Origin of the sequence: Xanthomonas sp. WHRI 8932A (assembly GCF_035012785.1) — a bacterium.
Taxonomy (GTDB): domain Bacteria; phylum Pseudomonadota; class Gammaproteobacteria; order Xanthomonadales; family Xanthomonadaceae; genus Xanthomonas.
On record NZ_JAYGQQ010000010.1, the window covers coordinates 183829 to 205063 of the forward strand.

Annotated in this window: 18 protein-coding genes; 10 read left to right on the forward strand and 8 right to left on the reverse strand. The window is 64.3% G+C overall.

Annotated elements, in window-relative coordinates:
* Nucleotides 1–3: 3 nt before the first annotated feature.
* The 7 genes from VC212_RS17325 to VC212_RS17355 all read left to right on the forward strand — a co-directional run bounded on the left by VC212_RS17325 (nt 4) and on the right by VC212_RS17355 (nt 6116).
* Nucleotides 4–1584 (forward strand): AAA family ATPase, encoded by a 1581-nt coding sequence (locus VC212_RS17325; RefSeq protein ID WP_064539823.1) that lies wholly within the window; start codon nt 4–6, stop codon nt 1582–1584.
* Nucleotides 1562–2659, forward strand: coding sequence for a UvrD-helicase domain-containing protein (locus tag VC212_RS17330; protein ID WP_064539825.1), 1098 nt, complete (start codon nt 1562–1564; stop codon nt 2657–2659). The genes VC212_RS17325 and VC212_RS17330 overlap by 23 nt, the downstream gene beginning before the upstream one ends.
* A gap of 113 nt (nt 2660–2772) precedes the next feature.
* Complete coding sequence (locus VC212_RS17335) at nt 2773–3120, forward strand: metalloregulator ArsR/SmtB family transcription factor (RefSeq protein WP_064539828.1); 348 nt, start codon at nt 2773–2775, stop codon at nt 3118–3120.
* Complete coding sequence (locus VC212_RS17340) at nt 3117–3647, forward strand: arsenate reductase ArsC (RefSeq protein WP_064539830.1); 531 nt, start codon at nt 3117–3119, stop codon at nt 3645–3647. The genes VC212_RS17335 and VC212_RS17340 overlap by 4 nt, the downstream gene beginning before the upstream one ends.
* Nucleotides 3648–3657: 10 nt before the next feature.
* Nucleotides 3658–4071 carry an arsenate reductase (glutaredoxin) gene (arsC, locus tag VC212_RS17345; protein WP_081275031.1) on the forward strand — a complete coding sequence of 138 codons (414 nt, stop codon included), beginning with the start codon at nt 3658–3660 and terminating at the stop codon, nt 4069–4071.
* Nucleotides 4068–4793, forward strand: a complete 726-nt coding sequence (arsH, locus tag VC212_RS17350; RefSeq protein ID WP_068832866.1) for an arsenical resistance protein ArsH — start codon at nt 4068–4070, stop codon at nt 4791–4793. The genes arsC and arsH overlap by 4 nt, the downstream gene beginning before the upstream one ends.
* A gap of 18 nt (nt 4794–4811) precedes the next feature.
* Nucleotides 4812–6116: an arsenic transporter gene (locus VC212_RS17355; protein ID WP_064539994.1), complete on the forward strand. Its 1305-nt coding sequence runs from the start codon at nt 4812–4814 to the stop codon at nt 6114–6116.
* A 28-nt stretch (nt 6117–6144) separates the two neighbouring features.
* Here VC212_RS17355 and VC212_RS17360 read toward each other — a convergent pair whose 3' ends face one another.
* Genes VC212_RS17360 through VC212_RS17385 form a run of 6 tightly spaced genes read right to left on the reverse strand, consistent with a single transcriptional unit; the run spans nt 6145 to nt 12880 of the window.
* Complete coding sequence (locus tag VC212_RS17360; RefSeq protein ID WP_005996620.1) at nt 6145–6423, reverse strand: hypothetical protein; 279 nt, start codon at nt 6421–6423, stop codon at nt 6145–6147.
* Nucleotides 6420–9617: a CusA/CzcA family heavy metal efflux RND transporter gene (locus VC212_RS17365; RefSeq protein ID WP_323526476.1), complete on the reverse strand. Its 3198-nt coding sequence runs from the start codon at nt 9615–9617 to the stop codon at nt 6420–6422. The genes VC212_RS17360 and VC212_RS17365 overlap by 4 nt, the downstream gene beginning before the upstream one ends.
* Nucleotides 9618–9625: 8 nt before the next feature.
* Nucleotides 9626–10576 (reverse strand): efflux RND transporter periplasmic adaptor subunit, encoded by a 951-nt coding sequence (locus VC212_RS17370; RefSeq protein ID WP_323526477.1) that lies wholly within the window; start codon nt 10574–10576, stop codon nt 9626–9628.
* Nucleotides 10573–11853, reverse strand: a complete 1281-nt coding sequence (locus tag VC212_RS17375; RefSeq protein WP_323526512.1) for a TolC family protein — start codon at nt 11851–11853, stop codon at nt 10573–10575. The genes VC212_RS17370 and VC212_RS17375 overlap by 4 nt, the downstream gene beginning before the upstream one ends.
* Nucleotides 11854–11909: 56 nt before the next feature.
* Entirely contained in the window at nt 11910–12266 is a 357-nt protein-coding gene (locus tag VC212_RS17380) for a hypothetical protein (RefSeq protein WP_057681760.1), read from the reverse strand.
* Nucleotides 12263–12880 carry a cation transporter gene (locus tag VC212_RS17385; RefSeq protein ID WP_057681761.1) on the reverse strand — a complete coding sequence of 206 codons (618 nt, stop codon included), beginning with the start codon at nt 12878–12880 and terminating at the stop codon, nt 12263–12265. Before VC212_RS17385 ends, VC212_RS17380 begins: the two co-directional genes overlap by 4 nt.
* A gap of 105 nt (nt 12881–12985) precedes the next feature.
* On the opposite strand from VC212_RS17385, the gene VC212_RS17390 reads away from it, so the two are divergent.
* From VC212_RS17390 to VC212_RS17400, 3 genes are read left to right on the forward strand one after another with little or no spacing between them, the layout of a single operon-like run.
* On the forward strand, nt 12986–13399 hold the full coding sequence (locus VC212_RS17390) for a helix-turn-helix domain-containing protein (protein ID WP_070206137.1): 414 nt from the start codon (nt 12986–12988) through the stop codon (nt 13397–13399).
* Nucleotides 13396–14667: a site-specific integrase gene (locus tag VC212_RS17395; protein WP_323526479.1), complete on the forward strand. Its 1272-nt coding sequence runs from the start codon at nt 13396–13398 to the stop codon at nt 14665–14667. The genes VC212_RS17390 and VC212_RS17395 overlap by 4 nt, the downstream gene beginning before the upstream one ends.
* A 23-nt stretch (nt 14668–14690) precedes the next feature.
* Entirely contained in the window at nt 14691–17684 is a 2994-nt protein-coding gene (locus VC212_RS17400; protein ID WP_323526480.1) for a Tn3 family transposase, read from the forward strand.
* Nucleotides 17685–18610: 926 nt separating this feature from the next.
* Here VC212_RS17400 and VC212_RS17405 read toward each other — a convergent pair.
* Together VC212_RS17405 and VC212_RS17410 are read right to left on the reverse strand one after the other, a co-directional pair.
* Nucleotides 18611–19261 (reverse strand): TraX family protein, encoded by a 651-nt coding sequence (locus tag VC212_RS17405; RefSeq protein ID WP_323526481.1) that lies wholly within the window; start codon nt 19259–19261, stop codon nt 18611–18613.
* 139 nt (nt 19262–19400) lie between these two features.
* Entirely contained in the window at nt 19401–21227 is a 1827-nt protein-coding gene (locus VC212_RS17410) for a transmembrane repetitive protein (protein WP_323526482.1), read from the reverse strand.
* Between the last annotated feature and the right edge of the window lie 8 nt (nt 21228–21235).

Sequence of the window (21235 nt, forward strand, 5' to 3'; positions counted from 1 at the left end):
TGCATGCCGATCGAACGTATCGTCATCGACAACTTCAAGTCGTTTCGGCATCTGGACCTGCCGCTCAACGCCCACATGAACCTGGTGGTGGGCGACAACGAGGTCGGCAAGTCCACCCTGCTGGAGGCCATCCACGCGGTGGTCACCGGGCAGTTGCATGGGCGCAATCTTGCCTACGAGCTAACGCCTCACCTGTTTCACCAGCCCACGGTGCGGGAGTACTTGGCGACGCTTGCTGCAGGGACGCCGGCATCGCCGCCGCGGATTTCCATCGAAGCCTATCTGGGCGGCGACGCCGCGCTGGCCTCGTTGCGCGGCACCAACAACTCGCTGCGCCAAGACACCGCCGGCATCCGGTTGCTGGTTGAGCTCAACGACGACTACCGCGAGGAGTTCAGCGCCTACCTGCAGCAGCACCGGGGCGCGGTCAGCCTGCCGGTGGAGTACTACACGGTGCGCTGGTACTCCTTCGCCAACAATGGCGTCACCGCCCGCAGTATTCCCTTTGACTCCACCATCATCGACACGCACGGCATCAAGACTCTGTCCGGTGCCGATCGCTATATCGCCGGCATCATCGAGCAGGCACTGACGCCAGCGCAACGCGTCTCGCTGTCGCTGAGCTTCCGCCGCATGCGGCAGAGTTTTTCCGAAGAAGCCGATGTGGCAGCGATCAACGCCTACCTCACTGAGCACACCGGGGACATCAGCCACCGGGCGCTCACGGTGGGGGTGGACACATCGCCGCGCTCAACGTGGGAAACCAGCTTGTCACCGTACTTGGATGAGCTCCCGTTCACCCAAGCCGGCAAGGGTGAACAGAGCGCGGTGAAGATGAAGCTGGCGATGCACGCGGCCGGGGCGGCCCACGTGCTGCTGATCGAGGAACCGGAGAACCATCTGTCCTTCTCCAGCATGACCCAGCTGATCGACAAGATTGCGGCGCTTTCCACCGCCCAGCAGGTGATCATCGCCACCCACAGCAGCTTTGTGTTGAACAAGCTGGGCGTGGACAACGTGATCCTGTTCAGCGCGCAGGGCCAGATGAAGCTGGACCAGCTGCCATCCGATACGCACGACTATTTCATGAAGCTGCCTGGCCATGACACGCTGCGGCTGATCCTGGCCAAACAGGCGATCCTGGTGGAAGGCCCGTCCGATGAGCTGATCGTGCAACGTGCCTACCGTGATCACCACGGCGTGGCGCCATTGGCCCATGGCGTGGACATCATCTCGGTCAAGTCGTTGGCGTTTAAACGCTTCTTACAGATTGCGGATCGGCTGAGAATTCAAGCCAAGGTGATCACCGACAACGATGGTGATATCGCCGTTGTGCAGGAACGCTATGCCGACTATCCCAACGCCATCTACTACGATTCCGACGAAAGCGCCCCGTCGCTGGAAGAGCAGCTGATAAAAGCCAATTCCGTGGCCAAGCTCAACACTGTGCTGGACAAGTCATTCGCCGATGAGGTGGCGTTGCTCAAGTACATGAAAGGCCACAAGACTGATACGGCCCTGGCGATCTTCAACAGCCCGCACTCGATCAGGTTCCCGGACTATGTCCAGCGTGCCATCGCCTAACCGGGTACTGCTCTCAGCGGCAGGCTCTGGCAAGACCACGCTGCTGGTCCGGCAGGCCTTGGAGCGGCCGCTGCGCCGCATTGCGATCGTCACATACACGCTGGAAAACATTGAAGAGATCCGGCGCTCGTTTGAGGCCCATGCCGGCGCGGTCCCCGCGCATGTCACCCTGCACAGCTGGTATGGCTTTCTGCTGCGCGAGTGCATCCGTCCGTATCAGGCGGCACTGTGCCCTGAGCCTCGCATCGAAACGATCCTGTTCGTGGAAGGTGTCACCAACAACCGGGCCCCGCGCACCCAGGTCGCGCGACACTATTTGGCCGGTAACCGGATGTACTCCGACCGGGCGGCCGACTTTGCTGTGCGCTGCGATGAGCTGACCCAAGGTCAAGTGATGGCGCGCTTGGCGGCCATGTACGACGAGCTCTACATCGACGAGGTCCAGGACCTCGCCGGCTACGATCTGGATCTGGTCGAACTGCTGCTGAAGAGCGCTATCGCCATTACGTTGGTAGGTGATACGCGCCAAGCTACGTATGCCACCAACTATGCGCAAAGGCACAGTCAATATCGCGGGCCGAACCTGGCGGCGTTGTTCCAGATCTGGGAGTCGGACGGCTTATGCCAGCTCGACCACCGTCTCATCAGTCTGCGCTGCGTCCAAGCCCTGTGCGATATGGCCGACACGCTCTATCCGCAGATGCCCCGCACCGAATCAGGCAATGGCGAGGTCACGGGGCACGACGGCATCTACCTCGTCGCTCCCAGGGACGTTGCTGCGTACATGCAGGAGTTTGCCCCTACCGTGCTTCGGCATGACCGGCGGCAATCCTGCGACGGACTGCCTGCGGTGAACTTCGGGCAGTGCAAGGGCCGCACCTATCCCCGGGTACTAATCTTCCCCAACGGGCCGTTGACGCAGTACCTGCGCACGGCAGATGCGGCGCGTATCACTGCGCCACCGAAATACTACGTGGCCTTTACCCGGGCGCGGCAAAGCGTGGCATTTGTGTACGCCGGCGTGTGTACGCTGCCGGGGCATCAGCTCTATGTCCCTGCCAGGGCAAGCACATAGAGAAGCGTTGGAATTTTTTGGCATTGGCGGTCCTCGGGCCCAGAAATAATTGGCTTGATAGGTGGCGACACCCTCATGATTGCATCCTACAAGGATCGTTGTAGAATTGGCGAATGAACGATGACTCTGCCGTCTCAGCGCTGTCTGCTCTCGCCCACTCCGACCGCCTGGCCGCATTCAGGATGCTTGTCCGCGCAGGCCCCAACGGCATGCCGTCGGGTGAAATTGCCGAGGCGCTCGCGATTCCGCCACCGCGCATGAGCTTCCACCTTGCGACCTTGGAGCGGGCGAGCCTACTGCGCTCTTGGCGCGACGGGCGGCATGTCCTGTACGCCGCCAGCTACGAAGACATGCGTCAGCTTCTTGAATTCCTCACCGAGGACTGCTGTTCCGGGAATCCGGACATCTGCGGCGCCCTCAATAACCTCGTCACTCCTTGTACCGCGGAGACCTGCGCATGAGCTTTCCTCAGCCGTTTAACGTCCTGTTCCTATGCACCGGAAATTCAGCCCGCTCGATACTGGCCGAGAGCGTCCTTCGCAAGATCGGCGATGGCCGATTCAACGCGTTCTCTGCCGGCAGCCATCCCAAGGGAGAGGTCCACCCGTTGGCAATCGAAACGCTGCGTCAGGCCGACTATCCAGTCGAGGGGCTGCGCTCCAAGGCGTGGGACGAGTTCGCCGTGCCAGACGCCCCGACCATGGATTTCGTTTTTACCGTCTGTGACCAGGCAGCCGGCGAGGCCTGCCCACTGTGGCCAGGACAACCGATCACTGCGCATTGGGGCATCGAAGACCCGAGCCGAGAAGCGCGCGGGGACATGTGGCAGCGCGCCGCCTTTCGGCAGGCGCTGGTGTACATGGAGAACCGCATCAAGGCGTTCGTCGCACTTCCTATCCACACGCTAACCCGGACGAGCTTGGCCGCGCAGGTGGGCGAAATCGGGAAGTTCGAGGGCACCTCATCACCCCGACCCGACGTGGCTTGAGGCGATCATCATGACACTGACGGTTTACCATAACCCGGCCTGCGGCACGTCTCGGAATACCTTGGAAATGATGCGCCAGTCTGGTGAAGACCCGGTGGTCATCGAGTACCTGCAGGCGCCGCCCACGCGCGAGAAGCTGGTCGAGCTGCTCGCCGCGATGGGCATGTCCCCTCGTGAGCTCCTGCGCCAGAAGGGAACACCGTACGCTGAGCTGGGCTTGGATAATCCCGCGCTCACCAACGAACAACTGGTGGACGCGATGATGGCGCACCCGATCCTGATCAACCGTCCCATCGTTGTTTCCGACCGGGGCGTGGCGCTGTGCCGACCGTCCGAAAAGGTGCTCGCGCTGCTGGACAACCCGGTGTCCTCCTTCACCAAGGAAGACGGCGAAATCGTGACCGCAGCCGGGGCGTCGACGTGATTGATCGCATTGCCGTAGATCTGCCGAGCATCGACGCAACGCAACTTGCACCGATCGACGTTGACGCACTAGCTGGGCCCGGCGACCCAAGGCACCCACCGCGGATCCTCATCCTCTATGGATCGCTGCGGGAACGCTCTTATTCCCGGCTGCTGGCAGAAGAAGCCGGCCGACTCTTGCGCTGGTACGGCTGCGACGTGCGGATCTTCGATCCGCACGACTTACCACTGCCTGACGGAGCCACCCCGGATCATCCGAAGGTGAGTGAGCTGCGCGAACTCGCGTACTGGTGCGAAGGCATGGTTTGGGTCAGCCCCGAACGCCACGGCGCCATGACCGGAATCATGAAGGCGCAGATCGACTGGATTCCTCTGGTCGACGGCGCCAAGCGCCCAACACAGGGCAAAACCTTGGCGGTGATGCAGGTGTCCGGCGGCTCGCAGAGCTTCAACGCGGTAAACCAGCTGCGCGTACTCGGCCGGTGGATGCGCATGGTCACCATCCCGAACCAGTCCTCGGTGGCCAAGGCCTTCCAGGAATTTGATGAGGACGGGCGCATGAAGCCGTCTGCGTACTATCAGCGCGTTGCTGACGTATGCGAGGAGTTGGTGAAGTTCACCTGGCTGGTGCGTGGACGCTCAGCGTATCTGACCGATCGCTATTCCGAGCGTGTTGAGAGCGCCGAAGAACTGTCCAAGCGCGTGAATCAGCGCTCCATCTAACCCTTGTCGGAGCGCTTCATGCTTGCCCTCGCGATTTTCATCGTCACCCTTGTATTCGTCATCTGGCAGCCGCGCGGATTCGGTATCGGTTGGTCGGCACTCGCCGGCGCCGCAGTAGCGTTGACCACCGGCGTCGTCGGTTGGGGTGACGTCGCCACGGTGTGGGGGATAGTCTGGGATGCGACGTTCACCTTCGTCGCACTCATCATCATCTCGCTCATCCTAGACGCGGCCGGCTTCTTCGAATGGGCTGCCCTACATGTGGCCCGCTGGGGCGGCGGCAATGGTCGGAAGCTCTTTCCGCTGATCGTCTTGCTGGGCGCTGCGATCGCGGCAGTGTTCGCCAACGATGGCGCGGCTCTCCTGTTGACGCCGATTGTCCTGGCCATTCTGTTGCGCTTGAACTTCCCGCCTGCGAGTGCGCTGGCGTTCACTGTGGCATGCGGTTTCATCGCTGATACGGCCAGCCTGCCGCTCGTTGTCTCGAACTTGGTCAATATCGTCACCGCGAACTTCTTTGACGTCTCGTTCGGGCGCTACGCAGCGGTCATGGTGCCGGTGAATTTGGTGTCGGTCGGCGCCACGCTGATCGTTCTGTGGCTCTGGTTCCGCCGCGACATTCCTCGCACCTACCCGGTCCACGATCTTGAAGCACCGCATCAAGCGATCCGCGACAAGGCTGTCTTCCGCGCCGCTTTGCCCCTGCTCGCATTACTGCTCGTTGCCTACTTCGTAACCGGGCCGCTGGGCGTCCCGATCGCCTTGGTGACGGGTGTGGCTGCGCTGGTGCTGATGGCAATTGCAGGTCGCTGGGCGACAGGCGGCCGAGGCGCAACCATGGCCCTGACCAAGATTCTGCGCGGTGCGCCCTGGCAGATCGTGCTGTTCTCGGTTGGCATGTATCTTGTGGTTTATGGGCTTGGCAACGCCTGGCTGACAAAGGCGGCAAGTGCGGTGCTTGAGTGGCTGGCGGCGCAGGGAACCTTTGTGGCCACGATCGGTACCGGCTTCGCAGTGGCGGGCCTCGCTTCGATCATGAACAACATGCCCGCGACGCTGGTGGGCGCGCTGGCCATCGATGGGGCCAATCTTCCGGCCGCCACCCGCGAATTGATGATCTATGCCAACGTCGTGGGCAATGACCTTGGCCCCAAGCTCACTCCGATTGGGTCGCTCGCGACCCTGCTGTGGCTGCACGTCCTCGCCGGCAAGGGCCAACGGATCACGTGGGGACAGTACATGAAGGTAGGGCTAATCCTCACGCCCCCGGTCCTGTTGGCCACGCTCGTCGCCCTCTGGATTTGGCTGCCGCTCGCTCAATGACCCCGTCGGCGCACAGGGCCGCAGGCGATCACATCTTCTTCAAGGGTGCCGCGGTGGGGGGCGGCGGCACCGGACCCGGATCGTTGAAGCACAGCATGACCTGATCGATGCCGAATTGGTCGGCCAGCACGCGGGCGGTCACCGCGTGCACCAAGTCCAAGTCAACTGAGGGGGCAGCGACGGTGATGGTGGCCGCGATCGCACGGCCATCTTCTTTGCCGGGGACCAGGCGTAGGTCGTCTACCGCCTTCACACCCGGGTCGGTAAACATCGCCGCGCGGACCTGTTCCAGGTTGATCTCGTTCATGATTTCGAGGACTCCAAGGCAGTGCGATCGCCGCGGGGAGCTCGGTCGCGATGCAGCCAACGATAGAGCACCGGCAGCACCAACAAGGTCAATGCGGTGGATGACACAATCCCCCCGATGACGACAGTGGCCAGCGGGCGCTGCACCTCCGATCCGGCGCCGACATTCAAGGCCATGGGCAGGAAGCCCAGCGAGGCTACCAGGGCGGTCATCAGCACCGGCCGCAGGCGTCCAAGGGCGCCGTCCCGGACAGCGTCGTCCAGAAGATCGCCCTGTTCGCGCAGACGGCGGATGAAGGCGATCATGACCAGGCCGTTGAGTACGGCCACGCCCGACAGTGCGATGAAGCCCACGCCGGCCGAGATCGACAGGGGAATCCCGCGCAGAGCCAGTGCCAGCACACCGCCGGTCAGCGCCAGTGGCACACCACTGAACACGATGGTCGCATCCTTGGCCGAACCGAAGGCCATGAACAGCAGGGCGAAGATCAACGCCAGTGTCACCGGAACGACCACCCCCAGGCGTTGGGTGGCCGAGATCAGCTGCTCGAATGTGCCGCCGTAGTCGATCCAGTAGCCCTCAGGAAGCGTGACATCTTGGCCGATGCGCGTGCGCAGCTCGCCGACGAACCCACCCAGATCGCGCTCGCGTACGTTGGCGGTAATCACCACGCGCCGCTTACCGTTTTCGCGATTGATCTGATTGGGCCCGCGTTCCACCTGGATCTTCGCCACTTCCCGCAGCGGCACCGTACGAGGGCCGCCATTGGCGCCGGTGGCCAGGCGGCTGGACTCGTCCACGCTGGCGCTTTCCGGCAGTGGAATGGGCAGATCTGCCAGCACAGCCGGGTCTTGGCGCTGCGATTCGGGCAGGCGCACGACCAAGTCGAAGCGGCGATCGCCCTCGATCAGCTGGCCGGCGACACTGCCCCCAATGGCGGTGGCCACCGTTTCCTGCACGTCGCCCGGATTCAGGCCATACCGTGCCAATGCCGCCGGATCTGGCGTGATGGTGAGCAATGGCAGGCCGGAGACCTGCTCGGCCTTGACGTCCTCGGCGCCGGGGACGCTGCGCATGACCCGCTCGACCCGGCTGGCCAGACGGGTCAGCTGGTCGAGGTTGTCACCGTAAACCTTGACCGCCACGTCCGAGCGGACGCCGGAGATTAGCTCGTTGGTGCGCATCTGGATGGGCTGGGTGAACTCGTAATTGCTGCCCGGAATTTCCTTGGCAGCCGCCTCCAGCTCTTCCACCAACTCGGCCTTGGGCTTGCGCGGGTCGGGCCACTGGTCGCGGGGCTTGAGCATCAGGAAGGTGTCGGCCATCGACGGCGGCATCGGGTCGGTGGCCACCTCGGCGGTGCCGATTTTGGAGAAGATGTTGGCCACTTCCGGGAACTGGGCCAAGCGCTTCTCCAGCGTTTCCTGCATGGCCACCGACTGCTCCAAGCTGGTGCCGGGAATACGCATGGGCTGCAAGGTGATGTCGCCCTCATCCAGGCTCGGCACGAACTCCGAGCCCAAGCGGGTGGCCAGCACGCCGCAGCCCACCACCAGCACGGCCGCGCCTGCCAGCACCACGACACGGCGCCGCAGCGCCCAATCCAACAGCGGGGTGTAGCGGGCGCGCGACCAGCGCATCAGGCGGTTGTCGTGCTCAGCCACGCGGCCGCGCAGGAAGGTGGCGATCGCTGCCGGCACGAAGGTCAGCGACAACACCATGGCACCGGTCAGGGCCAGCACCACCGTGATCGCCATCGGGTGGAACATTTTTCCTTCCACCCCGGACAGCGCGAAGATCGGCAGGTAGACCGCCGCGATGATGCCCAGGCCAAACAGGCTGGGACGGATCACCTCAGCGGTGGCCGAGGCCGTCAGGTCATAGCGCTCTTCATCATTGAGCTGGCGGCCCAGCGCGTGCTGCGCCTCGCCGAACCGGCGCAGACAGTTCTCGATGATGATCACCGCCCCGTCCACGATCAGACCGAAGTCCAGCGCGCCCAGGCTCATCAGGTTGCCCGACACGCCGCCACGCACCATGCCGATGATGGTGAACAGCATCGCCAACGGAATCACTGCGGCGGTGATCAGCGAAGCGCGCACATTGCCCAGCAGCAGGAACAGCACCACCACCACCAGCAGTGCGCCCTCGATCAGGTTCTTGGATACCGTGCCGATGGTGCGGTCCACCAGCGCGGTGCGGTCATAGACGGCCTTGGCATGCACGCCCGGGGGCAGGCTGGCGTTGGCGGCGTCCAGCTTGGCTGCGGCCGCCTGGGAGACTTCCCGGCTGTTGGCGCCGAACAACATGAAAGCGGTGCCGACCACGACCTCGTGGCCATTCTGGGTGGCCGCGCCCGTGCGCAGCTCCTTGCCTTCGCCCACGCCGGCGACATCGCGCACCCGGATGGGCACGCCATCGCGCCGGTCCAGCACGATGTTGCCGATCGCCTCCAGATTGGCCAGCTGGCCGGGCACACGCACCAGGAATTGCTGCCCATTGCGCTCGATGTAGCCGGCGCCAATGTTCTGGTTGTTGCGCATGACCGCCGCGACCACGTCGTTCAACGTGAAGCCCAGCGCCACCAGCTGAGCCGGATCTGGCGTGATGTGGATCTGCCGCTCGAAGCCGCCGATGGTGTTGACCTCGGTGACGCCGGGCGTGGTGCGCAGCTGCGGGCGGATCACCCAGTCCTGCAGGGTGCGCAGGTCCGTGGCCGTGTACGGTGTGCCGTCGGGCTTGCGAGCGTCGGGCTCGGCCTCCACGGTGTACATGAAGATCTCGCCCAGCCCGGTGGAGATGGGGCCCATCTCCGGATCCAATCCTTCGGGCAGCTGGGAGGCGATCTGCTGTAGCCGTTCGGCGACCTGCTGGCGGGCAAAGTACAGGTCGGTGCCGTCCTTGAACACGACGGTGACCTGGGAGAGCCCGTAGCGCGACAGCGAGCGGCTATAGTCCAGCTTGGGCAGGCCGGCCATGGCCGTTTCGATGGCGAAGGTCACCCGTTGCTCGGCCTCCAGCGGCGAGTAGCCCGGGGCCTGGGTGTTGATCTGGACCTGGACGTTGGTAATGTCCGGTGTGGCGTCGATGGAGAGGTGACGGTAGCTCCACACGCCCAACGCAACCAGCGCAGCGGTGAGCACCAGCGTCAGCCAGCGATGGCGGATGGACAGCCCAATGAGGCGTTCGAGCATGGCGGGCCTCAATGGTCTTCTTCGACGGTGGATTTTTCGATGTCGGCCTTGATCAGGAAGCTCTGGGCCACCACTACCTGTTCACCGGCCTTCAGCCCTTCCAGCACTTCGGCACGTTCGGCATCGCGGCGCCCCAGCTTGACCGGCCGGGTGTGGTAGGTCTCGCCTTGCTGCACGTAGACCACGTCCTGGTCTTCGGCGGTCTGCAGCGCGGTGATCGGCACCACCAGCGCCGCCGATTGGCGATCCACGGTGACCCGCGCCTTCACCGCCGAACCCGGCCGCCACAGGCCATCGGTGTTGGCCACGGTGGCGCGCGCAATGGTGCTTTGGCTGGCGGTGGCGGTGCCGGGCAGGACGCGCTCCAATGTGGTCTGCGCCGTGACGCCATCGCTCAAGCGGGTGATCGTCACCGGTACGCCGGCACCGATGTGCTGGACGTCGGCGCCGAAGATGTGCAGGTCCACCCACAGGGTGGACAGGTCGGCGACCTCGAACAGTGGCGCGCCCTCAGCCGCCGCCATGCCCACAGCGGCCGTACGCGCCATCACCACGCCACTGATCGGCGCGGTGACGGTATAGGTGGTCAGGCTCAGATTGCTCTCTACCGTGGCCAGTGCCTGGCCGGCACGCACCTGATCACCCACGCCCGCACGCACGGAGCGGACCGGCCCGGGGAAGCGTGCAGTGACCTGCGCGATGCGCCCGTCAATCGGGGTCAGCAGACCTTGGACCTCATGCTCGTCAGCAATCTCACCAGGACCCGCCGGCGCGGCCTGGATACCCGCCGCCTGCGCAGCCTTGGCGGCAATCTTGGTTTCCAGCGGCGCCTCCTCGTGCTCGCCGTGCTCTTCGCCCTCAGCGGCGTGGCCGCCTTCGGAGGCTTCATCGGGCGCCGACGCATTGCAGGCCGCCAGCATCAGGGCCATGCCCAGTGCGGTCCAGGAAAAGCGATTCATGGGGTCTCTCCGGTGGAAGCGGCCGCCGGCGGCGTGACAAGCGCCTGGCCGGTCAGTCGTTGAATTTCGATCAGGGCGCGCTGCGCATCGAGCGCCACGTCCAGCTGCTGCTGGGCCATGGCCGTGCGTTCGGACTGCAGCTGTGCCCATTCCAGATAGCTGATCGCGCCGGCGCGATAGGCGCGCTCGGCAGCCTGCTCGGCCCGGGCCAGCTTCGGCAGTACGTCTCCTTGCAGCCGCGCCACTTCGGCCTGCGCCACGGTGTAACGGCCATGGGCCTCGACCAGCGTGGAGTACAGCGACAGGCCCTTGGCCTCGCGCTCGATCGTCAGGACCTCCAGCTCGGCTTCGCCGGCGCGAATCTCCGGCTGTGCGCGGCTGCGGCTGCCCAGCGGCATGGACAGGCTGGCCACCAGCGCGGTGTCGTCGGACTCCTGCAGGCGGCGCACACCGAGCTGCCAGGACAGGTCCGGCGAGGCCGCCGAACGCGCCAGCTGCAGTCGTGCCTGCGCGATCCGATGGGCGTCGGCAAACTGCGCCAATTCCGGAGTCCGCTCCAGCTCCTCGGCCAACGTCTGCATGGACGCGATCGCCGGCAAGACCATGGGATCGGCCGCGGCCACCTCGAAGTTTGGAGCACGTTCGCCCCACAGTGCGGCCAGATGCTGACGAGCGGCGATTCGCTGCTGATCGGCCCGATCACGGGTCAGCTCGGCCCGCGCCAGCGCTGCCTGCGCGGTGAGTACCACCGATTCGGGCGAAGCACCGGCCTGCAGGCGCTGCCGGGCGGCCGCCACGGTCCGCTGGCGCTGGCCGACATCCACGTCCGCCAGCCGGCGTTGACGGTCGGCGCCAACGACGGCCAGATAGCGCTGCGCCGTCTCGGCGAGCAGGTCCAGCCGGCCGGTCTCCCGGTGCACGGCCAGCGCATCAATCCGGCTTTGGGCCAGGGTTCGGCGCGCATCGAGCTTGCCGCCGCGCTCCAGGACCGAGCTCAGGCTCAAGGTCAGCTCGGCGCTGTCCAGACCACGGGCCACGCCCGTGCCCAATGCATTTTCGACCTCGGCACCGACCGTCCACGGTGGGCGCTGCATGGCCTGATCGCGCTCGGCAGCGAGCACGGTGGCCCGCGCATCGACCAGGCGCAGCTCGGGGTGGGTTTGGGCCACACGCGCGAACGCGTCGTCCAAAGTCATCAATTCGGCCGCCGCCGCCGGCGTCGTCACCGCGCCGCCCAACAGCAGCCATGCGGCTATAGCCGCCAATCGCACATGCATGGAAGTACTCCGAAGGTTCTCGATATCGACAGGGCGCCGGCGCATGCCGGCCGACCTCACCCTGCGATCGGCGGTCGGAACGGCGCGATCAGGTGCGCGGGCGGATACCGGGGCGTATCGGCGTCCAGCGCGTGCAAATACCGGCCGATGTCCGCCACGGCCAGCAGGATCTCAGGGGCCGGCGCGGCTTGGCTGCAACACAGCACCAGCTGCTGAAGCCGATGCAGGGCGACGTCTACGCCACGCTCGGCAGCTGGTGGCGCCACTGCCGGGCCACGGTCGGCAGCGGCCAGATGGGTCTGGGCATGCAGCTCGCCGACCAGTGCCAGCACCGGCTGCGCCACCAGGCCCACGGCCAAGTGCGCCAGCAGGAGCCAGCGCAGGCCAGAACCCAGCCGGCCAAGCCTGGTCATGCAGCCGTCTTGCGCGCGTCGGCACGTGCCCGGCGGGCATCACCCAAGATCTCGAAGGCTTCCTTGATCACATACAGGCCGATCAGGGCGCCGATCACGAAATCTGGGTACGGGCTGGCCAGCCACCACACCAGGAGGCCGGCCAGGATCACGCCAACATTGGCGACCACATCAGCCCGGGTGAACAGCCAGGTCGCCCGCAGATGCACCTCGCCGGACTTCAGCGGCGCCAGCATGCGCAGTACCGTCACGTTTACCACCAGCGACAGCAGGGCGGTGCCAATCATCCAGCCGCTGACCGGCTCGGCACCGAACATTACGCGGCGGCCGACCTCGACCAACACGCCCACACCCAGCACAAGCAGCACGCTGCCGCTGACCCACGCGGCATTGGCCTTGAAGCGCGCCGTGCGCCCGATAGCGACCAAGCCAATGGCATAGGCGGTGGCATCGGACAGCATGTCCAGAGCGTCGGCCAGTAGGCCAGTGGAATGAGCAACCCAGCCGGCGATGCCGCCGATCACGGCCATCGCCGCGTTCAACGCTAGGGCGATCCAGAGGACGCGCCGCTCCTGCGCGTTCTTAGCCTCGTGGTGGCAGCCGCAATCACTCATCGGAACATCTCCATTCGCAGGGTAGCCGGGCCCGGGCGGGCCGCTGGCATGACACAGCCGGTGAGGGTAAAGTCCGTAGCTACTACGGAGTCAAGCGTACTACGAATGAAAATCAGTGAGGCTGCCGACGCCAGCGGGTGCCATCTGGAGACCATCCGCTATTACGAGCGGATCGGCCTGCTGCCGCGCCCGGGGCGCACGGGGAACGGCTACCGGGTCTATGGCCCGGCCGACATCGAGCGGCTGCGCTTCATTGCGCGTGGCCGGGATCTGGGTTTCAGTCTGGAAGAGGTCCGCAGCCTGCTGCAGCTGGCCGGCGATGAGGAGCTTTCGTGCGGGGACGTGGATCGGCTGGCCCGCAGCCATCTGACCGACGTGCGGGCGCGCATGGCTGACCTTCAGCGCATGGCCAGCGAGCTGGAACGGGTGATTGCCAGTTGCCACGGCGGTCAGCGGGCTGAATGCACCATCCTGTCAACGCTGCGGCAGCCGGCCTCGGTGGAGGCCACGCGCCAGTGACCGAACTGGACCGCTACCTCGATGCGGCCACGCGCCAGAACACGGTGCGCAGCTATGCGTCGGCGCTGCGGCACTTTGAGGTTGAGTGGCAAGGCCACCTCCCAGCGACACCGGACAGCGTGGCGCGGTACCTGGCCGCCTATGCGCAGACCCTGGCCACCAGCACCCTTCGCCACCGGCTGGCCGCCATTGCCTCTTGGCACCGCGACCACGGCTTTGTCGACCCGACCCGGGCGCCGCTGGTGCGCAAGGTGCTCAAAGGCATCCAGACCCTGCACCCGGGCCAGGTCAAGCAAGCCGCGCCGCTCCAGATTCGGCGGCTGGTCGAGCTCGATGACTGGTTGGCTGCCGCGATCGCGGCGGCGCATGCCCGGGGCGACGGAGTGGCGGCGCTGCGCCATCAACGCGACCGAGCGTTAGTGCTGCTCGGATTCTGGCGTGGCTTCCGCGGCGATGAACTGCTGCGTCTGGACGTGGCCCATCTCACGCTGGTGCCGGGACAGGGGATGACCTGCTTCCTTCCGCGCAGCAAGGGCGATCGGCAGGCGGCCGGCGTCACCTACAAGGTGCCGGCGTTGTCGCGATTGTGTCCGGTGGAGGCGACCCAGGTGTGGCTGCAGGCGGCCGACCTGCAAGAAGGGCCGGTATTTCGGGCGGTCAGCCAATGGGGCCAGGTGAGCGCCGAAGGCCTCCATCCCAACAGTTTGGTGCGCCTGCTGCGCGAGTTGCTGTCCAGTGCTGGTTTTGCCGATGCTGGGCTCCACAGCAGCCATTCGCTGCGCCGCGGCTTTGCCAGCTGGGCCAACGACCAAGGCTGGGACATGAAGGCGCTGATGGAGTACGTGGGCTGGCGCGATGTGCAGTCGGCCATGCGTTATCTGGACGGGCGTGACCCGTTCGCCCGGGATCGCATTGAAGCGAGCCTGCCCAGCCCAACCTCGCCAGCTCCGACGATGGCGCTGCCGGCGCCCGAGGGAAAATCTGCCCTGCAGCTGCGCCTGCGCATGGTGCTGACCCCGTTTGCCCGCGCCGGCCGCGGCGCGGCCAAGGCCCGGGGGCGAATCGAAGAGATCTGCTTGGCCCCGTTCCAGGCGGTGCGGCTGAACACCGCCAGCAGCGAGTACCGGTTGACTGCTCCCACCGATCCCGACCGGGATCTGGATGAAATCCTGGCCACGTTGCTCGATGACATGCACCGCATGGCCGATACGCACCAGTGTTTCCTGGAAGCGTCTCTCAATACAGACGATGGCCGGCACTGGGATTGATCCCCTCATAACCTTCGGATCCAATGGCTACCCTTCACGAGACCGCCTACCCGCGACTGAAGCCTGATCCCACCGCCAAGGAACTGGAGGAGATCTACACCCCGACCGCCGCTGAGATTGCATTCGCCAAGCAGCTGACCACCCAGCCGGGACCGCAGCTGGCGGTACTGATTCATCTCAAGCTCTTCCAGCGCCTGGGTTACTTCACGGTGTTGGCCGAAGTGCCCGAGCGGATCCGGAAGCACATCGCCAAGGCCGCCCGACTCGGGCGCGTATTGGACACCGACCAGCTCGAACGCTACGACGCCTCCGGCAGCCAGCGCCGGCATATGCCGCAGCTTCGGAAGTTCATTGGGGTACGTCCCTTGGACAAATCAGGCTTGGCCTGGCTGGACATGGTGGCCACCGGAGCAGCCCAGACCAAGCACACCATCCCGGACATCGTGAACGTCCTGCTCGAAGAGCTGGTGCACCACCGCTACGAACTGCCAGGCTTCCGCACCCTGGAGCTGGCCGCCATTGGCGCGCGTGAGACGGTCAATCTGGGGTACTACCGCAGCATCAGTCACGCGCTGACGCCCGCAACGCGCACGCTCATTGACGAATTGCTGCGCGCACCGGAAGGCTCCAGATTTACTGGCTGGCACTCACTCAAGCGCGAGCCTGGCCGGCCGACCAACAAGGAAGTTCGTTTTTATCTGCAGCACATCCGCATGCTGCAGCAGCTGGCCGACCAGCTGCCTCCCATCGATGTGCCGGTGCCCAAGCTCAAGCAATTCCGTGCAATGGCTCGCGCTTATGACGCCAGCGAGCTGGCCGAATTGGCTCCGGACAAGCGCTATGCGTTGGCCACCATCTTCATTCGTGCCCAGCATGCCAAGACGCTGGATGACGCAGCCGAGCTGTTCATCAAGCAGGTGCGCGGGCTGGAGAACACGGCCCAGCAGAAGCTGCTGGCCTACCAGCTCGAACATGCCAAGCGGGCCGATTTCCTGATCGGCCAGCTCAAGGAAATCCTGCAGGCCTATCAGCTCGACGGCAGCGACAGTCAGCGCGTGGACGCGATCGATAACAGTCTGGAAGCGGAAGTGTCGACCTTGCTGGCCGAATGCGAAGAACATATGGCCTATGCAGGGAAAAACTACCTGCCTTTCATGCTGCAGCCCTACGGCGCGGTCAGGCCGCTGCTGTTCAATGGGCTGGAGCTGATGAATCTACGGGCAACCAGCCACGATGCCGGCATGGAGCCGTTGATCGCAGCCGTGCTGTCACTGCGCAACCAACGGCGTGAGTTGATCGAAGTTGCTTCCCTCGGCCTGGACCCGGAGAAGGATTTTGACTGGATGTCCAAGCTCTGGCGTCAGCACGTGTTTGGCAAGCGGGCCAGCGCGGCAGGCGCCGGCTGGATGCACCGTAAGTACTTCGAGCTGGCCGTGCTGGTGCAGGTCAAAGATGAGCTGAAGTCCGGAGATCTCTTCATTCCCAGCAGCGAACGGTTTGATGACTACCGCGAGCAGCTGGTCGATGAAGCCACCTTGGCCCAGGAGCTGGAAGCCTATGGCCAGGTGTCAGGCCTGCCCACCGACGCCGAGTCGTTCGTGGCAGGGTTGCGCGCACAATTGACCTCCCTGGCCGACGAGGTCGACGCGCGTTTCCCGGAGAACGTGCATGCGGACATCCTGGAGGGGCGCCTGGTGCTGCGGAAGGGGCAACGCGCCGAAGTCTCCAGCGCGATTACCACCGTGGACCGCCTCATCGCCGAACGGCTCCCGGAGTCCAGCATCGTCGATGTCCTGATCGACGCCAGCCGATGGCTGGATCTGCACCGATTCTTCCGTCCGATCGCCGGCACTGAGAGCCAGATTGAAGATCTCCCTCGACGGGTGATCACCACGCTGTTTTGCTATGGCTGCAACTTGGGTCCGACGCAGACGGCGCGGTCGATCAAGGGCTTCAGCCGTCGCCAGGTCGCTTGGCTCAACCTCAAATACGTGACCGAAGATGTCCTGGAGAAGGCCATCGTGGAGGTCATCAATACCTACAACAAATTTGACCTGCCGGGCTATTGGGGCAGCGGCAAGAGCGCGTCTGCAGATGGCACCAAGTGGAGCGTGTACGAAGACAACCTGCTGTCGGAGTACCACATCCGCTACGGCGGCTATGGCGGCATCGGCTACTACCACGTGTCCGATAAATACGTGGCGTTGTTCAGCCACTTCATTCCCTGTGGCGTGCACGAGGGCATCTACATCCTGGACGGCCTGTTGGCCAACACTTCCGACATCCAGCCTGAGATCGTCCATGGCGACACGCAGGCGCAAAGCTATCCGGTCTTCGGCCTGGCCCACATGCTGGGCATCCAGCTGATGCCCCGGATCCGGAACATCAAGGACCTGACGTTCTTCCGGCCCGAATCGGGCAGGGCCTATAAGAACATCCAGGCACTGTTCGGGGACAGCATCGACTGGCAACTGATCGCCACCCATCTCCACGACATGCTGCGGGTGGTGATCTCAATCCGTTTGGGGAAGATCACCGCGTCCTCGATCCTGCGCCGGCTGGGCACCTACAGCCGGAAGAACAAGCTGTACTTCGCCTTCCGGGAACTTGGCAAGGCCGTCCGAACGCTGTTCTTGCTGCGCTACATCGATGACAACGAGATTCGGAAAACGATCCATGCTGCGACCAACAAGAGCGAGGAGTACAACGGCTTCGTAAAATGGGTGTTCTTTGGCAGCCAGGGAATCATTGCTGAGAACGTCCAACACGAGCAGCGCAAGATCATCAAGTACAGCCAGCTGGTCGCAAACATGATCATCCTCCACAACGTGGAGGGCATGAGCCGGACCTTGGCTGAGATGCGGAAGGAGGGGATTGAACTGACGCCCGAGATCCTGGCCGGCCTGTCGCCTTATCGGACCAGCCACATCAATCGCTTCGGCGATTACCACTTGGATCTTGAAAGGGAAGTAGCGCCGCTGAGCTATGCCGCCAAAGTCCTTGAACGGCCCCCATAGACGGGGGAGATCCGCCACCGGGGCAAGGCAATTATCATTGCGTTTCAATCAATTAGCTGGTTTTTGGCCCTGTACGTAACGATTCCCTGCCGACCCTCTTTCTAGCTTCGTATGCCCCAGCAATAGCTGGACCGCCCTGAGGTTTCGTGTCCTGCGGTAGATCAGCGAATTGAAACGATGCCGTGGACTGCTGAGGTGTTCGATCAGCGTCCGGTTGTCGCTGATCCGCAGGTATTCTGCATGTCCAGCGTGCCCACAGCCTCAGATCCGCGCGAGGCGTCCTGTACCTGTATGACAGAGCAGGGCACGCGGTACGATCTTCCACAGCCTATGTGCCGCACGCTTGCGCGCAATGGCGCTCCTTACAACCCCCGTACAAGGACGTGCGCCAGCAGCAGCAACAACAGCAGGCGCAGACCGGGCAGGTGGGTCATCAGAATCAGCCTGTGCAGCTCGCAGGATCTGTCATTGCAAAGGGCACACGTGACGTCGGCACATTCCCCGAGTCGAAGCCTTACGCTACTGCTACTAGCGTTCCTTCGACCCCACGGGCCGGTGAGTTCGGCATGGTTCGTCACCACGCGCCGATGTAGATCGGCCGCGCAGCTTTTGGGGCATTGTATTCCGACCGACCAGCAAGGTGGTCTGCAGTCGAGGTTGTAGGTGTCAGTCATGCAGCGATTTCGTTTCGCTAGGGGAACGATTCGGCAGGCAAGTCTTGATCCAAAGCCAGATCCAGCGGAGCCGCGCCCTTGCCGAACGCAACACCTGACTTCGCATAATGTATATTATGTCAGGACATCTCGGTTTTAGGGCTAGCATTCCTCTACTGGGCTGGGTGTGCTGACAGCCTTGCCATCACTGTTGACGTCCCGCATGAACTCTGGCGCCTTCTTGCCCTACATGCTCCTGACCGACTTTCCACGTCACACGGCTGCGTAAAATAGCCCCATCAGAAAAACAAGATGTCCCACGTAATAGAAATAAAACGCACTGCGGGTGCGCGGAATGGGAATGTTTATGCGTGCAAGCAACAGCAGAGGCAACGCCAATAGCGCCCAGAACGTATCGCTAAAGAAGCAGATTAGCGACACCGGCAGTACAAGCAACACCAGCGCAGAGATTCCTTTCGATAATCTCCATTGCCAAGGATTGCGCCAGAACACCCAGCCGCCCAGCACGACGGCCACGCCAGCCCATCGATAATCGACCGCTGCCGGTACAAGTAATACGCACACTGCCAAAAACACCCATTGACGTCGTTCGATTGCCAGGATGCACACAGCCGCCAACGCAAACGACAACAGCACATTCAGCGGGAATACGCGTTGAAATGCGATCGCCACCACAGGCGTTGCAACGATGCCCCACAGAAACAAGCGCTTGACCGATTTTTCGATATCGGCGTTAGGCTGGGCAAGGTTGTAGGCCAGAACCAGCGCAAACAACGGAAAGGCCACGCGCCCCAATTCGGCAACGCCCGGAACGTAACCCAGCCCCAGAATCTTCAAGGCGTGATCGCCCGTCATGAAGACGGCAGCCAGCCATTTCAAAAACTCACGGCCGCCACTGGTCATTGAGACCTTTCGCCTTGGTCGCCGCAAACGCCGTGGCACCCACCCACCAGCTGGAGGCGCATTGACGCACGGTGTTGATGCAAGCGCGTGCCCCGCTTCGCTCCATCGAGCTGTGCTGGACGCTCATCGTGCAGCACCCTCATTCGCCCTCACGGCGCACCGCCCCCTTGTCCTCCTGCAACTCCCGCTTGAACGGTATATCCGGCGGCGGTCGCGCGGTGGCGGGCTGATCGTTGAGGTTGGGGTCGCTCAGGCCGCAGCCGCCGCCGAATTGCAGCAACGACACGACGCAGCTGATCTTGGTGGTGGTGCCCGGGATCGGGATCTCGATCTTCTTCAGGCCGCGGCGTACCCATTCCTGCAGCAGCGACTGGTTCGGCATCCAGTACTTATCCAGCGAGGTCGGCGTGTAGCCGTACGGCGGGCGCTTGAGCCAGGTGCCGCCTTGGGCGATCTGGTCGCGGGTCCAGGTGTCGGTGTCGCTGCCGGGTGGCCCGCGGTCGCCGGCTCCCTTGCCGGCATCGCCTGCCCCCGCCACGCGCACGCTGCCGTCACTATTGAACATTCCATCGCGCTGGCCGTTGGCACCAGTGGTCTCACCACGACGGTTGCGGTCGGATTTGCTCCAGTCGTCGGCATTGGCAGCGACGTCCCAGCCGCCGCTGCGGTCCGCCGCTGCTGGCCCGGCAGCGGTATTGGTCGCGGGCTTGGTTGACGAAGATGCTGCGTCAGCGCTGTTGCTGGACTGCTCGGATTTGGCCGGGGACGCTGTTGCCTGCGGCGCGGATGTAGCGGGTGCCGACTGCGGAACGGAGGCGTTCGCTGTCGATGTAGGCGGTGCCGACGTCGGTGCGGCAGTTGCCGGTGCGGTTGGCGGCACAGGCGCCGGCGTAGATGCCGGCTCCGGCACGTTGGGCAGTTCCGCGGCGCGCACCGCCACCTCGGGCATGCGCACGGTTGGAGTGACTTCCCTGGGACGCATAGTCGGTGCTGCAACCTGCGGCCGGTCCGGCACTACGACTTCGCGCTCGCGCACGGCAGGTGCATCGGCAGATCGCACGGCGACGGCTGCAGCCGGGCGCTGCAATTCGCGCAGCTGCGGCCGGTCGGTCACGGTCTGGATCTCGCGCTGACGCACCTCCACTTGCGGCGCGGTCGGCGTCATCGCTCGCGGCGCCACGGTGATGCTGGGCGGTGGAGGAACCACAAACTCGTTGGTGGCGACCGCAGTTTCGGTCACCTGCAGCGGTGATTCGATCGTCACTTCCGGCACCTGCACCGTCACTTGCGGCACCTCCGGTGTCACCGGCTCGCTAGCAGCGGCGGCAACCGGCTCCGGCGTGCTTTCCTGTGTCTGCGCAGCGCTGGTTGCATCGACAGGCTCGGCGGCAGCCTGCGGCGGTACCGATGCGGGCGTCGTCGGTTGTGCAGACTCACCGGGTGCCGCACCCGCACTGGCCTGCTGCGCGGCGGCAGCGTCGGCAGACGCTGCCTGTGCCGCCGCCGAAGGTTCTGCTTGCCCTCCCCCCTGCTCCGCTGCGCCGTCGCCGATGAAGGTCATGCGCACACGCGACTCTTCGCCCGGTTTGGTGTCGTCCGGCGCCCAACGCACGGTGACCACCCAGATCAGCAGCGCGATGAAGCCGATGTGGATCAACAGACTTCCCAGCAGCGCGAGCCAGTGTTGCCGACGCTGATCGGTCGGGCGTGGCTCCCAGTGCTGCCACCACAAGCTGCGAAATGCCTGGAACGGCGTCAGCGTCGCGGCAGTGCCTGCGCCATGCGCAACTGACGGACGTGCCAACAGCACATCCATCACCTGATCGTCGTTGAACGGTGCCGCCGCGTCGTCGCGGTTGCGCATCCAGATCGCCCACCCGTATGGCAGGCCGGTGCGCCGATCCAGAATGAGCTTGGCCGGCATGCGCGCGCGCAGCGCCTGCAGCAGATCGGCAGCCGTTGTCACCGGTGACG